11 protein-coding genes are annotated in these 16,736 nt (G+C 45.9%); 5 read left to right on the forward strand and 6 right to left on the reverse strand.

What is annotated here, in order from left to right; translation table 11 throughout:
• Positions 1–12: 12 nt before the first annotated feature.
• From EA772_RS13825 to EA772_RS13835, 3 genes are all read left to right on the forward strand, one after another.
• Positions 13–3,198: a TonB-dependent receptor gene (locus EA772_RS13825; RefSeq protein ID WP_124913724.1), complete on the forward strand. Its 3,186-nt coding sequence runs from the start codon at positions 13–15 to the stop codon at positions 3,196–3,198.
• 12 nt (positions 3,199–3,210) lie between these two features.
• Complete coding sequence (locus tag EA772_RS13830; RefSeq protein ID WP_124913725.1) at positions 3,211–5,064, forward strand: RagB/SusD family nutrient uptake outer membrane protein; 1,854 nt, start codon at positions 3,211–3,213, stop codon at positions 5,062–5,064.
• Positions 5,065–5,229: 165 nt separating this feature from the next.
• Positions 5,230–6,759, forward strand: a complete 1,530-nt coding sequence (locus EA772_RS13835; RefSeq protein ID WP_168187553.1) for a family 43 glycosylhydrolase — start codon at positions 5,230–5,232, stop codon at positions 6,757–6,759.
• A gap of 194 nt (positions 6,760–6,953) precedes the next feature.
• On the opposite strand, the gene EA772_RS13840 is transcribed toward EA772_RS13835, so the two are convergent.
• The 4 genes from EA772_RS13840 to EA772_RS13855 form a co-directional block, all read right to left on the reverse strand.
• Positions 6,954–8,111, reverse strand: a complete 1,158-nt coding sequence (locus tag EA772_RS13840; protein ID WP_124913727.1) for an outer membrane beta-barrel protein — start codon at positions 8,109–8,111, stop codon at positions 6,954–6,956.
• A complete protein-coding gene (locus EA772_RS13845) occupies positions 8,108–8,749 on the reverse strand; it encodes an RNA polymerase sigma factor (protein WP_210405031.1) in 642 nt (213 codons plus the stop codon). The genes EA772_RS13840 and EA772_RS13845 overlap by 4 nt, the downstream gene beginning before the upstream one ends.
• 155 nt (positions 8,750–8,904) lie before the next feature.
• Positions 8,905–9,873 (reverse strand): DUF5777 family beta-barrel protein, encoded by a 969-nt coding sequence (locus EA772_RS13850; protein ID WP_210405032.1) that lies wholly within the window; start codon positions 9,871–9,873, stop codon positions 8,905–8,907.
• A 5-nt stretch (positions 9,874–9,878) separates the two neighbouring features.
• Positions 9,879–10,424 carry a YceI family protein gene (locus EA772_RS13855; protein ID WP_124913728.1) on the reverse strand — a complete coding sequence of 182 codons (546 nt, stop codon included), beginning with the start codon at positions 10,422–10,424 and terminating at the stop codon, positions 9,879–9,881.
• Positions 10,425–10,804: 380 nt separating this feature from the next.
• Between EA772_RS13855 and EA772_RS13860 the strand changes: the two genes are divergently transcribed.
• Together EA772_RS13860 and EA772_RS13865 are read left to right on the forward strand one after the other, a co-directional pair.
• Positions 10,805–11,074: a hypothetical protein gene (locus EA772_RS13860; RefSeq protein WP_124913729.1), complete on the forward strand. Its 270-nt coding sequence runs from the start codon at positions 10,805–10,807 to the stop codon at positions 11,072–11,074.
• A 421-nt stretch (positions 11,075–11,495) separates the two neighbouring features.
• Positions 11,496–12,692, forward strand: coding sequence for a Gfo/Idh/MocA family protein (locus EA772_RS13865; protein ID WP_124913730.1), 1,197 nt, complete (start codon positions 11,496–11,498; stop codon positions 12,690–12,692).
• 22 nt (positions 12,693–12,714) lie between these two features.
• Here the strand turns inward: EA772_RS13865 and EA772_RS13870 are convergent, their stop codons facing one another.
• Together EA772_RS13870 and EA772_RS13875 are read right to left on the reverse strand one after the other, a co-directional pair.
• Positions 12,715–13,533, reverse strand: coding sequence for a response regulator (locus tag EA772_RS13870; protein ID WP_124913731.1), 819 nt, complete (start codon positions 13,531–13,533; stop codon positions 12,715–12,717).
• A complete protein-coding gene (locus tag EA772_RS13875) occupies positions 13,515–16,682 on the reverse strand; it encodes a two-component regulator propeller domain-containing protein (protein ID WP_124913732.1) in 3,168 nt (1,055 codons plus the stop codon). The genes EA772_RS13870 and EA772_RS13875 overlap by 19 nt, the downstream gene beginning before the upstream one ends.
• Positions 16,683–16,736: the final 54 nt, after the last annotated feature.

Consider the following 16,736-nt stretch of genomic DNA (forward strand, 5'->3'; position numbering starts at 1 on the left):
TCAAATCCAATTATGCCAACACCATTACTAAAGCCTGGAGAAATCCATGGTCGTTTTTTCTCATTGAAGCCTGCGATTTTGCTGATCACGCTGCTATGCACCGCATCGATCATCGCAATGGGCAGCTCAACCAACTCCGGAAGCATTCTAAAATTAAACCCAATGCCCGCTGGAATTATCCTTGGGACGGAAAATATGCCTGCATCACCTTTTGTTATGAACAAAGTTATTCAGGGCATGGTCATTGATTCTGCCGGCGCTCCATTGCCCGGCGTATCCGTTATGGTAAAGGGCAGGTCCAATCTGGGGGCTGTCACAGATGTTAATGGCAAGTACCTGCTCAGCGTTCCCGATGATGTCAAAGTCCTGGTTTTCAGCTTCGTCGGTTTTCAGTCACAGGAAGTCACAATCGGCTCCAGAACAACGGTAAACGTTATATTGAAGGACATCAAGGAAGACTTGAGCGAAGTGGTCGTAGTGGCCTATGGAACCCAGAAGAAGGCAAATGTTACCGGCTCCCTGGTCTCCGTCGGTACTGCTGATCTGCTCAGAACACCGACCGCCTCGCTGACCAACAGCCTTGCAGGCCGACTTCCTGGATTGGGCACCGTTCAGAACAGCGGTGCGCCCGGAAATGACGGATCTGAACTCAACATCCGCGGGTTCGCTACTTACCAGGGCAAAAGCCCGTTGATTCTTGTGGATGGGATTGAAAACACCATCGATAAGATCGATGCAAATGAGGTCGAGAATGTCAGCATCCTTAAAGATGCGGCAGCTACAGCAGTTTTCGGCATGAAAGGCGCAAATGGAGTGGTCCTGATCACCACAAAACGTGGAAAGGCCGGAAAGCCCGTAGTTTCCCTCACTACCCAGGCCGCAATCCAGTCGCCCGTTCGTTTGCCTGAATATCTGGACTCCTTCGATGCCCTCACGCTATTCAGGGAGGCACTGAACAATGATAATCTGAATGCCAACCTCTATACAGATGAATACCTGGCGAAGTTCAGGGACAGAACCAATCCAACTTACCAGTATTTGTATCCAAATGTGGACTGGCATGAGGAACTGCTTAAACCGAGTTCCGTGATGAACCAGACCAATCTGAATGTTAGTGGTGGATCTGCAACAGCCCGTTATTTCGTTTCGTTGTCCTATTTGGGACAGGATGGTCTTTACAAATACGATGATCTGAATGACTATAATATCAATGCCTATATGAATAAGTACAATTTCAGAAGCAACATCGATGTTAACATCACCAAGCACCTAAGCATGGAAATCAACCTGGCAGATGTGGTCAGGGAAAGAAATTATCCCAACGAGGATACCAATGCATTTTGGGCCGAACTTAGAAACACCCCATCTTATCTCTATCCACTGGTCAATCCTGACGGATCTGTCCCGGCGCAGCGGAGCATGCCGCCAAGTCCCTATGGACGATTGACACAATATGGATACAAAAGACAGTTTGAAAACAGTCTTTCCGCAATTGGTGGCTTCAAGCTCGATATGCCTTTTGTAACCGAAGGCCTGAGCTTCAGGACCAGGTTTGCATTTGATGCGCTCAGTTTCAGGGACATTACCCGCCAGCGGAATTATTCCACTTACCGTTTCACCATCGATGAGAACGAGACCGATCTGACCAAGGGCCGTTATGAAGAAATGAGCACCGGGGACGGACTCCTGAACTTTGCGCTCGCTTCCAATATGAGACGTAAATCCACTTATGAGGCCTATCTGAACTATGACCGGACTTTTGCCAACAAGCACATGCTGACCGGAATGATCAGATACAGCCAGATACAAAACTTTACAACAGCCGCTGATGCGGTGGAGTCTCTACCATTTAAACAACTTGGAGTGGTCGGCCGGGTAAACTATAGTTTCGACCGTCGCTACGTCCTTGGGTTTGATGCCGGCTATAATGGTTCCGAAAACTTTCAGAGCGGACGCAGAATGGGGTTTTTCCCGGCCTTTTCGGCTGCCTGGATCTTGTCCAACGAATCGTTTTTGAAAGATTCCAAATTCATCAGTCTTTTCAAGATCAGAGGATCCATCGGAACTGTGGGCGTGGACAACAGCGTAGGCAGGTTCGCCTACCTGAGCACATGGTCCACGGGCGGTGGAAGCGGTTACCGTTTTGGAAGGGAAGCGGACGGCGATGATTTCAAAAGTGCCCAGGAAAGCTCTTCAGGAAATGCGTTTCTAACTTGGGAGCGGGCCAGAAAAAGTAATATTGGATTGGATATTGAAATGCTCAACCAAAGCATCGTATTCACCACCGACGTCTTTCAGGAAAGAAGAACGCAGATTTTAACCGTTGCACAGGTCATTCCAGATGTAACGGGGATTCAGAATCTGCCGGCTATCAATGCAGGCATTGTGACCAACAAAGGCATCGAAACGGAACTTACCTGGCGGAAAACGTTTGGGAAAAACTCATTTTTACTAAGAGGTTCTTATGCCTATGCGACCAATAGGGTGGAATATGCAGCCGAGCCAGAGTATTCACTTCCATATCGTGGACTGAAGGGCACCCAGATTTTCGAGGTTCAGGGGCTTACCGCACTGGGGCTTTTTAAAGATCAGGAAGAAATCAACAACAGTCCGGTTCAGCAGTTCGGGGCGGTGCGTCCGGGAGATATTAAATATCTCGACCGCAACGGGGATGGAGTGATTAACACCCAGGACGAAGGTTATCTGGGCCAGATTGCCAGACCAAAGTCCTATGTAGGCCTGACAGCTTCCATCAATATTGCCCAGTTTGATCTGAACATTCTTTTGCAGGGAGCATATGGAGGGACACGTTGGCTGGAAGGCACATCGGCATGGGCATTTGCCTCCAACAGTTCCGTACTGGCCGACTATAAGGAGAACAGATGGTCGCTGGATAATCAGAACCCTAATGCCAGTTACCCTAGACTTTCCTCATCTAATAACGTCAACAATAACCGCCGCTCCACTTTCTGGCTGCGCTCTTCGGATTATCTAAGGCTGAAAAATGTTGAGGTGGGCTACTCATTTTCTAAAAACCTGCTTAAAAAAGTGCGGTTGACCAATGCCAGGATCTTTGCCAACGGTCTCAACCTGTATACCTGGGATAAACTAAAAATATTTGACCCTGAAACATCCGACAGCTTTGGCAATTATCCACAGCAGCGGGTAATCAATTTTGGTCTTAACGTTTCGATGTAAAAATATATAAACATGAAAAAAATTAATATCATCCTGCTGTTGGTCATTTCACTGACCAGTCTTTCCTGCAAAAAATACCTGGATGTGGTGCCTGCGGAATTCGCGACCGAAGAAGATGTTTTCACAAATATCAACCTTACCGAGCAGGCACTTGCCAGACTCTACAATGCGTTGCCGAATGACCTGGGTTCAGACATCTCCGCCTACACCGATGAAACCTACCATCAGTGGTTTGATAATGCCGGGGGTATAGATGCCTATAAATATAACCTGGGCAGCTGGAGCAATACAGACAACCCCATTGGGAACTGGGCAGGTAAATACCAGGATATCAGAAGAGCCAACATATTCATCCAGAATATCGATGCGGTACCCATTCCATTGAACCGGGCCGATTACTACGGGATCTGGAAACCCAGATACAAAGCGGAAGCAAGGTTCATCAGGGCCCAGTTTTATTTTGAACTCTTCAAAAGATATGGTGCAGTGCCACTGGTTACAGAAAAAACCGTGGTTGATCCTTCGGATATCGAAAACACCATGGTGTTCCGTAATTCGGTTGATGAGATCGTATCCTTTATCGTTTCAGAGTGCGATGGAATAGTCAATGATTTACCTTTGACCCATGAGAGTGCCCAGATCGGAAGGATCACAAAGGGTGCAGCACTGGCGTTAAAGTCCAGAACCCTGCTTTATGCTGCCAGCCCGCTTTTCAATGGAAATCCGCTTTACGCGGGCATCAGGAACTCCGATGGAAAGGCGCTGTTTAACGCAACTTATGATAGGGAGAAATGGAAGCGTGCAGCGGATGCTGCCAAGCAGGTGATTGACCTTGGGATCTATGCACTATATAATCCATTTCCTACAAATCCGGTGCAGAATTATGCGGCTCAGTTTTACACCAGAGATTACTCTGAAACTATCCTGCCACGTATTCTGACCAATTCCACCACCTACGATGGTAATCATTTGCCAAACGGCCCGCCATTTAAAGGAAGTGCCAAGCTCACTCCGTTACAGGAATTTGTGGATGCTTTCGAAATGAGCAACGGTATTCCAATCAACGAACCTGGATCAGGTTATCAGATCAACGGGACATGGAACGGACAGTTATGGGATGGGCTGAAATTCTCTGCAGCCACCGGACTGTCCAATATGTACAGAAACCGGGATCCAAGATTCTATGCCACGGTTTTCTTTCAGTATTCACTGTGGAGGTTTGATGCCAATAAGCGCGGCATCAAACTCGCCTGGTGGGGTGGAGGAAATGGGCAGACTGACGGTTGGGCTACTGGAAAGGCCGGTACCAGTCCCTGGGGATACAATGTTCGAAAATTTCTCAGTCCGGAATATGACCGCAATGCCGGAACAGGGACCGCCCGAAGGAACTTTCCGATTTTCAGACTTGCTGAAATATATCTTAACTATGCAGAAGCAATGAACGAATATCTGGATCAACCTGATGTTAGAGTTTATGACTATATCAACAGGGTTCGCCAGCGTGTATCCATGCCCGCACTTCCCGTAATCAGTTCTGATAATTCGAAAGCGGGAATGCGAAACCGAATTCAGAATGAACGCCGGATCGAACTCGCATTTGAAGGTAGCAGGTTTTGGGATGTACGCAGGTGGATGATCGCTAAACGAGTGGATAATATGCCTGTAAATGTTCTTAACGCCAGGCCCTCAGCAGCTGAACTCACTGCTACAGGTCTGAACATCACCAGCGAGGCGGCAGGTCTGGCTGTATTTTACAAACCGGTGGTGATACAAAACCGTGTCTTTACAGATAAACATTATTTAATGCCTATCCCCCAAAATGAAATGGACAAAGATCCAAATTTAGTGCAGAACCTTGGTTGGTGATTAGTGGCTCATCAGCCTTTCCACGGATTGGGCTGGTGTCCATTTTTTCTCAATAATTATGATATACCGCCCTGCTAGTTATAAAAATCAGAAATGATCCAGCAGGCAAAATGATTTTTTATGAAAACAATACAGCGTTTTTACTTATTAGCCGCCTTCGCCCTGATGGTCACGGCTTGCCAGAAGCAGCTTCCTTCAGATCTGCTGGATGAAAATCTGATTAGCGGTACCGAATCTGCTCCCGTGGTGGTCAATGCAGCGCCAGTTCCGGGAGTACTGATCGATGGTGCCACTTACCGCATCCGGGGTATATCTGCCCTGCCATCTGGTCCGGTTGTAGAGGTCACTGGCAATTCTATGTCAGAAAATGCTATGATACAACAGTGGTCATGGTTTCCGAATAATGGACAAAAATGGAAACTGATTAAAGTGGATGCAACCTATTACAAGCTTGTTAATCTTTCGAGTAGCAAATGTCTTAAATCACCCTCCTCGACTCCTGGAGATGTCCTGGTACAAGGGACCGACGATGGGAGCGATGCACAAAGGTGGGCGATCAACTTTTCTGCCGCCAATAATGGCTATGCACTCACCAACAAGGCTACAGGCATGAAAATGGTGGTAGATCCGGAAAACAGTGTCCCAGGTACCAAAATTCGACAAAAAAGCACAGTGACCGGTACCCAGGATCGGTTTGATTTTCACCATGTTAACTTTCAGAATCCGTTGATCAATGCGAGCCGCGCTGACCCCTATGTTGCTCAAAAGGATGGCTGGTATTATTTCATGTATACTAGGGGAAACAATATTGGACTGAGAAAAACCAGATCCATGTCCCTGCTTGCCAACGCACCCGAGACCGTGGTCTGGACTCCCCCTGCTGGAATGCCATATTCTTCGAACCTATGGGCGCCTGAACTGCACTACCTCTCCGGAAAGTGGTATTTATACTTTGCTGCAAATGACGGGGGTGGAGAGAGCCACCGCATGTTTGTGCTGGAGAATCCCAATAACGATCCCATGACCGGTACCTGGACTTTTAAGGGCAAGATCACTGATCCCAGCGATCAATGGGCAATAGACGGGTCAATATTAACCATTGGAACCAACAACTATTTCATCTGGTCAGGATGGGAAAATGTGGCAACTAAATTCAAACAATATTTATACATTGCGCCAATGTCTAATCCATGGACAGTTAGTGGAGAAAGGGTAAAAATATCATCCCCAACTAATAACTGGGAAAAATACGAGCCCAGCGGCTCGCTTGGCGCAGGTGTAAATGAGGGGCCAATCATCCTTCAAAAAGATGCGGCATCTCCTGTCTTTATGATTTACTCAGCAAGCCGTTTCAGTAGTGATAATTATTGCCTAGCACAGCTCCAGCTGATTTCCGGGGCGAATCCGCTTGTCGCCACCAATTGGATTAACAAAAAGCAGGTATTTCTGAAAAGCGATGCAAATGCGGTGTATGGACCAGGGCACAACGGTTTTTTTACCAGCAGTTATACTGACCCCAATGGCGTTTTGCGAACAGAAAACTGGTTTGTCTACCACGCCAGAAGCGTGGCGGCAACTTCCAACGGAACCAGGACACCAAGAATGCAGAAACTCACCTGGAATGCAGATGGCTCTCCCGATTTTGGTGTGGCCGCCTCCTTTTCTACCTTAATCTCAATACCCATCGGTGAATAAATAATATGGTGCCTGCAGTTTGGGGCACCATATTTTTTAAGTGCACAATGACTCTATTGCCTTGGTCTTAAATGCTTGGCGACCTTTAGCGGGATGTAATAGTCAATCCCACTTCCCCCAGTGGACATGTTGTTTATTTTCTTTGCGACCGATCGGTGTCCCGTGAAGTCCTCGTCCCTGGCCGCATTCAATGGTTAATGCTTACGAAAAATATCAGCTGCACTGACAGACACTGCAAGCCCGGTAGAAGAGAGCTTTGAATTGCCATAACCGATATTGGTCAAGGGGATTTTCATAAAGGGCGTCAGACCAATATTCAGGTTTTTGTTTATTTTACGATAAAATGTAGCTGAAATATTTGCAACCCCAAAAAGGTGCTGATTTTGATTTTTGACCTGATAGGAACGCGGTCCTTTGGCATAATCGGTCTCATAAGAATAGGTGTAGTTTTCTTTGAGCATGAGATAGCTTGAAAGACCGGCGGTGAACATTACGCTGTTCCTGCTGTTTACCAATAATTTGTAATTCACATTCAAAGGGATATCAAGAACATCACACTGTGCATGAATATTAGTCGGCCTGTTTGTGAAGACGTAGCTCGATTGGGGATTGTACAGGCTAAAATCAGCATCATAAATCTTTTTTGCAAACGCGATTCCTGTACTGATGCTGAGATGTCTGTCGATGGATAAACTTGCTTCCACACCAAGGCCGCCGCTGAAGCTGCTTCTTCCTGAATTTTTCACAGTTGTAAAATCCGGTGCCGCAACTAAACCCATTGAAAGATTTATTCCTTTGTTTTTATTGTCGGGATTAGGGGCCACCTTACCTGAAGCAATAGTGGTGTTCACTGTCAAATGCGCCGGCAGGATTTCAGTTAGTTGCTTTGAAACCGTGTTTTCAATCCTTAAATCCGAAATCTCTGCGGGTTTCACAAGCCGGTAAATGTTTTGATCTGAAAGTGTTGCTGCACCGTTCTGGTCTATAGATTCATTCGTTTTTTCTGACCTCGCTGAAGCACTCCCGGTAACCCATGGATTTTTTTGCCGGCCTTGGGGAACCTCGAGTGTTTTTACGGAATCCACCGGGCTGATCCTGGCCGTTTCGCGCTCAGATTTATAGCTGTTTACACTCAGTCCATTTTTAAAATCTCTCTCCGGTCTATCGACCATCAGAAAGATCAGCAGCATGGCCGCTGCGCCGGCAATAGCGGCATAGATGTACAGGCTTTTCCGTCTTGGAGCCGGGGTCAGCTTTTTCTGCATGGCTTTCCAGTCCTGATCGTTGTATTCCAGATCCGGCCACTTTAGCCCATTACTAAAAAGTTGATCAATATTCTGTTGTTCTTTCATTGAATCTTGGTATTTAATCTCGCCTGTAGGAAACGTTCTTCTTCACCTGGAGATTGAATTTTATAACTCAATGTTTCATTTTTTACAAGCATCTCCTGCAACTTTTGCCTGGCCTTAAAAAGATTGGATTTTGAAGTGCCAACGGATATTTCAAGGATACCGGCGATCTCCTCGTGGCTGTATCCATCAACGGCGAACATATTGAACACCGTGCGGTATGCAGGGGTCAGGCACTGGACCATCTCCAGCAGATCCGCATAGGCAAGGTGATCATAATCGGTGATCATCGGGGGAGGGTGATCCATGGTGTCTATGTCAATATGCTGCGCAAATTTCAGGTTTGTCCTATAAAAATCGATTGCAGTATTGGTAACGATTTTGCCCAGCCAGGGTTGGAAAGCCTTGCTCGGATCATAACTTGCAATGTTTTTAAAAACCTTATAAAAACTGTCGTTTAATATCCCTGCGGCATCCGGGCGACTGTTTGCATAACGTAAACAGATTCCCATAGCAAAGCTGTAGAAATGTTTGTACAGTGCCTGTTGGCTTTGCCCGTCATTTCTGATGCACCCTTCTATAAATTGTTTTACTGGTTGTTCACTATCGTTATTAGTGGTCACTGAATCTTCTTTTGACAATGTTACGTTAAGGTTCCATAAAAGGTTGCCTGATTGGAATTTTTTTTAATTAAATTTTTGATGTGAAATGTCGAGGAGGTAGCTGATCTATATTGCTTTTAGTTGAAGCGCAAATTGTGTTTTTTAGTGAGGTCATCAAGAGCCAATTTTTCCGATCACCGGATGTTTTTTCCGAAGGAAAATCTTCTGCTGATACTGAATCCCCACCGGTACTGTCCCTTCGTCCAGGATGTTGTCGTATGGGGAATGAACTGCATCTCCTGAATACCGGTCGCATTGGTAAAATTAAGGTGGAACACGTGGCCCCCGGTCTCCATTTCCAGTCCCGCGCCCAGTGTATTGTAAAATTTGTTCATGTTAAGCGTTTCCAGATATTTTCGCTGTTCTCGATTTCTGAACGGGAGCGTGTAGTCCACCACCAAAGAAATCCTTTTGCTCAACTTCATTCGTCCGCCACCGCCCAATGCAAATAAATCATTCTGATCATTAAATTGCGTATAGTTTCGGTGGATGAATGTCGGGATGAGCACCAAGGATAATAAAGGGCTGAATTTTCGGGCAATGATCAGCTGACTGACATAATTCATCCGGTCAGTGAACTTCTGGTATGAGTTAGGTGATGTTGGATCCTCATTGTTTGCTTTTACTGCGGCAATCGTATTGCTCACAAAACCTGTCAAAGACACCGGCACCCGCCCGTCCGAGGTTTGCTCGATGATCCGTAGCTTTAAGCTCAGCTCGATCAGTTGTTGCACTGCCGTAGATCCTTTGGCCCTTGCCAGTCCGGCCGTTAGCCGGTCAGTTACGCCATAATCGAAGCCGATTCTGATATCTGTGGAGTTGTCGAGACCAAAAAATTGTCTTGGCCCACCATCGCTGCCGGCGATATCCCCAAAGCGGTGATCAACCTTGAAGTCCAGTTCCTTTTTGTGAATGGTCTCATTGGTGTGCAGATTGATCAGTTTAGTGGATTTGAAGGTTGCAATTACTTTTTCGCTTTTTTTTGATAATCCATTGAGCTCTTTTTCAAGTTCATCCTGCGCATTGGCAAGTATTGGATTCAGTATCATCGCTACAAAAAATGTGCAGGGGATCAGGATACTGATCGTTTTGATGTTCTTCATGGCGGTTATTGTTTAGGCAGGTAGAGCGCCTGGATCGTTATTTGAATGAATTCGGCTATGTTTTTAAAGACCAGGGAAGGGACCTTAATGCCATGGTCAGCTATTTTTACCTTGAAGGTCGCTTTCGCAGCTATGTTTCCGTTTGTAAAGTTAAGTTCCGCCGGGACACTGTATGTTTTAGATACGCCATGTATGCTCAGGGTCCCTGTAATCGTGACCGGGTAGCTTCCGTTTTTTCCAGGAATAAAACTGCCCTGGATTTTTCCCTTGAAAGTGGAGTTCGGGAATTTATCCGATTCCATGTAATTTTCGTTGAAGTGTTCTTCCATTAGCTTTTTCGGAAAACGGAAAGAGTTATTTTCAACTCTAAAAACTACTTCCATGCTCTTCGTGTTGATCACCGAGAGGCCGGAAGCAGATTTCGCTTCAATATCCTCTACCACAGTGGAGGAAAAAAAGGTAATGTTTGCATTCTTACTGATAAAAATATCCTGGGCAAATGTCATGCTGCATGCCCAAATGAGCATGATTGTTGTGATCGTTCTTTTCATGGCTAGTTATTTAGCATACCGTTATCAAACCAACTCTGCAGGGAGGCAAGCTCAGCTGCGGACAATGTTCCCCCTCGGGGCATGGTTTTGCTGACCAGCACAACCTGACGGATGCCGGAAGCCCTCGATACGATTGAGGCGTGACCATTGAACGTCCAGATTCCCGCGGCCGACCGGCCCGCGGCGTGACATCCGCCACACCTGCTTTGGAACAATGGCCCTACGGTTGAAGCATAGGAAACAATGTTTGCAGGGGGATTGACTATAGGGGGTTGCTCTGGCTTGATTTCTTCCGCCTGGCGTTTCGAACAACTGGCCATGATTAGATAAATCATGAACAGCAACAAAAGGGTTATGGTCTTACTCATATGGTATGGGTTATGGGTGGTGAATTAAATTCTCCATTGGTGACCTTATTGCGCTGCCGGTCAGCTGAAAAAAGAGGGCTGTTTATCTTGTCTACCGGCGAAAAGCGACGGAACAGCCCTGGTACATCAGTATTTTTTCCGGGCATCATTCAATGGATTAGACAGTTTATCATTGCGTTTTTAGTGATTACGGTAATCGATTTAAAAAGGTTGTCCATAGTTCTTGATTTTAATGCAGTATTTTTTAAGCATCTTAAAAGCAGCATTATAGGCTGCATTTAATTTTCGAAACCTAGGCAACCTTTTTCATGGCTCCAGCGTCCAGGCTGTACAATACTTCTGAGCGAGAGTACAGCTATCTACTTCGCATCCCAGCGTGAACAGCCCTGCAATTGCGCTGATCGGTGACCGACAATCGAACATGCGCTTCCCGTTCAGCCAGCAGGTTGAAATGTCTTCAGGCTGGAATTCAAGAGTAGGCTATTGTGGCCTGGTTGATTGATCTATTAAGGGGGTGCGATGTAAATTGAGATTATATGGGCAGAAATTGAAATGAATTTAACCCTTTGAATCTCTTAATTTGTGGTCAGGCGATCATCAACCGGAACCCATTGTTATCATTGGTATTAATTATGGTTCAGTATGTTGATCATTGATGGTACAGGTGTCTTGACTGGCAGTGGGAAATAATAAAGTGGGTTACATGCAGAGGAGATTTTTTTTAAAACAAACAGGTTTGCTGGCCGGGGGATTGCTGGCCGCCAAGGAACTTATGGCAATAAATAAACTTTCGGCCCCGGTGAGGATAGGGATCATTGGATGTGGGGACAGAGGCAGGGGTATAATTCACATCCTGAACAGAATGCCAGATCAATTTCAGATTGTTTCAGTCTGTGACGTGCTTGATTTCCGCCTTACAGCGGCCAAAAAGATTGAAGGAGGAGAACGCTGGACTGCATACACGGATTATTCCGAAATGCTTCGTGCCAAAAATCTGGATGCAGCTGTTGTCGCCGTTCCACTTCATATGCACTACCCGATAGCCCTGGAGGTTATTTCTCAAGGTTGTCACCTGTACCTGGAGAAGACGATGACCTATAATATCGAACAGGCACTGGATCTGGTCAGGCTAATGAAGGAACGGAAGAACCAGGTGTTGCAGGTTGGCCATCAATACCGTTATTCTCCCTTATATTACCGGGTAAAAGAGATGATCGATAGGGGGGATCTGGGTAAAATCACCCAGGTGGACTGCAGATGGGACCGAAACGGAGACTGGCGCAGACCGGTTGATGATCCCCGACTTGAACGGGCTGTGAACTGGAGGATGTATAGGGCTTATTCTGGAGGGCTGGTGGCGGAATTGCTCTCTCACCAGATCGATTTTATAAACTGGTTGTTTGATGTTCATCCCGATGAGTTCAGTGCCACAGGGGGCATCGATGTTTTCGGGGACGGAAGGGAGACTTTTGATAATGTTCAGCTCATGTTGCGCTATTCCGGACTGGGACTGATCGGCAATTTTGGGGCGATGTGCGGTAATGCTTATGATGGGTATCTTTTTAAGATCAAAGGTACCCGTGGTACCCTTTCCCTGTTGACCGATGAGGGTGTTTTTTATCCGGAAAAGAAAATCGTCAAAAGCAAAACTGTAGTGGATGGGGTTTCCGGTGCAAGTGAGATTACCTGGGACAAAAAAGGCGGTGTGCCTATTCTTCCGGAGAAAACAAAAGACGGAACCCAGTATGCCTTTGAGGACTTCTATAAACGGATTAAGGACGGCTTACTACCGGATAGCAATGTTATTACCGGTGCCAGGACTGCGATCAGTGTGCATCTGGCCAATCAGGCGCTATATTCAAAACAAATGGTCACCTGGAAGAAAAATCTGGAGCCATAGCATCCGACCCGCAAGTGTAATGTTACGGATCATTGCGCTGCAGGGACTGAACGTATTCTTTAGGAGACATTCCGAACTGTTTGGAGAACGTGCGTCCAAAATGTTTGTGAGAGCTGAAGCCTACCTGTTCAGAGATCTCATAAATGCGCAAAATCCCCTCGCTGAGCAGTTCTGCCGCTTTTTTTAGTCTGGTCACATTGATCAGTTCGTTCGCGCTGAGGTTGGAAATTGATTTGATCTTGCGGTAGAGCGTTGGCCGGCTCATATTCATCCGGTCAGCTAAATAATCCACGTCCAGGTCCGCATCATCCAGTCGCTCGTTGATCAGGTTCTGAAGTTTTTCAAGAAAGAGTTCATCTCCTTTGGAATGGGCCATACTTTTGATGTGTATCAAAGGAGAACTTGCAAAATACGCCTTTATTTTATCTCTGTTCTTTAACAGTGAGGCCACCTGAACCTGAAGAAAATCACTGTGAAAGGGTTTTTCGACATAAGCATCCGCGCCCAATTCCAGGCCCTGTATAGTAGCCTGAAGCCCACTTTTGGCTGTGAGCAGAATGACGGGAATATGGCTGAACTCAAGGTTAGACTTAATCTTATCGCACAGCTCATAGCCATCCATCTCCGGCATCATCACATCACTGATCACCAGCTGGATGATTTCTTTACTCAGAATGTCCAACGCTTCAAGGCCATTACTGGCCGTCAGCACATGATATTTCTCACTCAGCATGTCTTCTACATATTCCAGGATGTCAATTTCATCATCAACCAGAAGGATCACAAATTTGTCCGCCGGCATTTTTGTTGTCGTTATCTCACTCATAATCGTTTTTTCCATTTTCCTTTTAAGTTGAATTCAATTAACTGGTGTATCGGGAGCTCAAGATAAAAAAGGTTGTGTCCGCTTGCGCTATTAATCACGCTAATATTTCCCCCATGCAACTCCGCGAGGGATCTGGACAGCGAAAGTCCAATTCCCGAACCTTGCTTGATCTGTGTTTCGGTTGCCCGGTAGAAAGGCTCAAATATTTTTTGATGGATTTCTGCCGGAATTGTGATCCCGTCATTCAGAAGCGATATTTGAAAAAACGATGCGTCATGGGGGGAAATTCGAAGTTGGATCTCAATCAGCGAGTCGCTGTATTTAATTGCATTATCGATCAGATTACTCAGAATTTTATAAAAAGCCTCCGTATCAATATAGGCTTCGATGCCTTCTTTTGGAAGCAAAAGTTCATACGTAAGTTTTTTGCTTTCAGCAACCGGCTGAAAAGTAACAAAGATATCCCTGACCAGCTCTCCGATATCCGCTTTGACGAAGTTTAATGAAAAACCGTTAACTTCCGTTTTACGGAAATCCAGCAGCTGATTGGTCAGCTTCAGCAAACGGTCTGTGTTCCGCTCCATGATCCTGAGTTTCTTTTCCATATACGGTGCAGCGGAAGCCTGTTTCAGAAGGTCACCCATCGGACCTTTGATCAGCGTGAGTGGGGTTCTAATTTCATGCGCGATATTCGTAAAAAATTCGATTTTAGCTTGATAAATCTCCTTCTCTTTCTTATTCTCGAATCGTTCCATCCTGCCCCGGTTTCTGTTCTCCATTCGCTGGTGGTAGAATCGGAAGATATAAATGGCAATCGCAATGAGCAGGGTCGCGTAAATGACCAATGCCCAGCTGCTTTTGTAGAAAGGCGGCGAGACAGTGATTTTGATCCCCGGACTGTTTACGGTCCATCGCGTGTTTCCGTTGGTGAGGGCCTTAACTTCAAATGTATATTCACCTGCAGAGAGTTTGGTGAAATACACTTTTCTGTTGGTCTTCAGATAGTTCCATTCTTCACTGATTCCTTTCATCCGGTAAGCATATTGGGTCATCTCCGGGGAAAGAAAACTGATCGCCGAAAAATCAAAACTGAATGAAGACTGATTATCATTCAGCACGATTTTGTCGGTCTCCAAAATGGATTTTGTCAATACTGAATCCCGGTTCACCCCCGTTTCCTCATTGTTGATCTGAAGGCCTGTGATTTTAAGGGAAGGTTCAGTCTTTTTTCCCCTGAAATCATCGGGATGGAAACTTATCATCCCCCTCAGACTTCCGAAGTAGATTTGGCCTTTATCGTCCCTAAATCCCGAGTTATAATTGAACTGGTCAGTCAGCAGCCCATTAGAACTGGAATAAACGCGTATCGTTTTTTTTAGGGGATCAAAATGCACCAGCCCCCGGCTACTCGGGATCCAAAACTTCTTCTCCCTGTCCTCAATGATTTTGAAAAGAAAATTGCTCGGTAGTCCGTCCTTAACTGTAATACGTTCGAAGCTCCGATTTTTTTCATCGAATCGGTTAAGCCCCCCACCATCGGTGGTGATCCAAATTTGTTTTCGACTGTCCTCGAAAATGCCGTTAACCGTATTGTGGGATAGACTAGAAGTCCTCTCTTGATCGTTTTCATATTGTAGAAATCGCTTTTTTCCAATTTCAAAAACCACCAGTCCGTGGTTGAAGGATCCTGCCCAGAGTTTACCCCGGGAATCTTCGGTAATCACTGTGTAGGATATCAGCGGAAGACCCTCAACCAATGCGAAATCATCCTTGTCACGGTCGTAACGGTAAAGCCCCGCAATGGTCGCCAGCAGGATATCCCCGGCTTTTGTCTTACAAAAACTCAGGATGAAACCGTTTTGGAGTGAATTTCCCTTTCCGTGGGTATAGTGTTTAACGATCTTATGGGTTTTAAGGTCCATGATGTCCAGCCCGTGTTCGAAAGTTCCAATCCACAGCTTGTTATTATCCACCAAAAGGCCATGTATATTTGAATAAGCCAAACTTCCCGGCTTGCCATTCGGAACAAAATTCTCGAACTGACCTGTTTTTGTATTCAGCAGGTTCAGCCCGGCATCCTCGGTACCGATCCAAAGATTCCCATCCTGGGCCCTTACGATCTCCCGAACATCACTGCCGCTTATCGAATTGACTCCTTTTTGCGGAAAATATTTCGTGAAAACAGAATATTCACTGGAGCAGTAGTTGATTCCTCCAAAATAGGTTCCTGCCCAAATCCCGTCTTCCTTGTCCCTGAACAATGTATAAATAGCATTGTCTGAAACTGAGTATGGATTGGCGTATTGTTTTTTCAGCTGGGTGATCTTTCCCTTACTGCATACATAAATACCCGACTCGGTAGCGATCCACTGCTCGGCATCTGTGACGCTGATCATGTCCCTCACATAAATAGAGGTCTTATCGGTATTAAAAGTGAGGAGATCCCTGGTTTTTCCGGTTCTTCGGTCAAAGCACTTGATCCCCTGATTGGCCGTTCCAACCATGATCTGCTGGTTTCCTATATCCAGCGCACGACTCACCCAGCTGTTTTCGGTGGGATTAGAGCGGCTCATGACATAATAGGATGTGAAACGATTTTTGGTAGGATGGAAACATTCCAGAGTCCCTTGCATAGTGGTGATCCAGATGCTTCCGTCTCGAAGGATCGAGACCGAAGTGGCATCAAAGTTTGCATTTTTCAGCCGGCTCAGTTTTTGGCTGCGGCTTCCAAAAATATAGGTACGCCTGATCGAAATAATCCAGAGATTTCCTTCCGGATCTGTCTTGATGTCATTAATGCGCAACTGCTCAGTTCCCTTGACGAGCATAAACCGTTCGGTCTCGGCGATATAAAGGTAAACCCCGCGATTGGTTCCCACCCACATGCGGTTGGACGCATCGTGATGAAGGACATAGACAAGATCGTTTCCCAGACTCCCCGGTCGGTCAGGATCATGGCGGTAAGTTTTGAACTGATAGCCGTCAAAGCGGTTAAGCCCGTCCTTTGTTCCAAACCACATGAACCCATCCTTGTCCTGAGCACTGCAGAAAACAGTATTATTAGACAGGCCATTCTCGACCTGATAATGCCGGAAATAATAGGGTTGGGCCTTGCAGACCGTAAAAGCGGCACAAAACAAAAGAAAAAAGACTGCTGTTTTCAAATTGGTTAGCGTTCAATTCCCAAATATATTAATTACCCCTGATGTTAGTCAAAC

Source organism: Pedobacter sp. G11, assembly GCF_003860265.1.
GTDB lineage: Bacteria > Bacteroidota > Bacteroidia > Sphingobacteriales > Sphingobacteriaceae > Pedobacter > Pedobacter agri.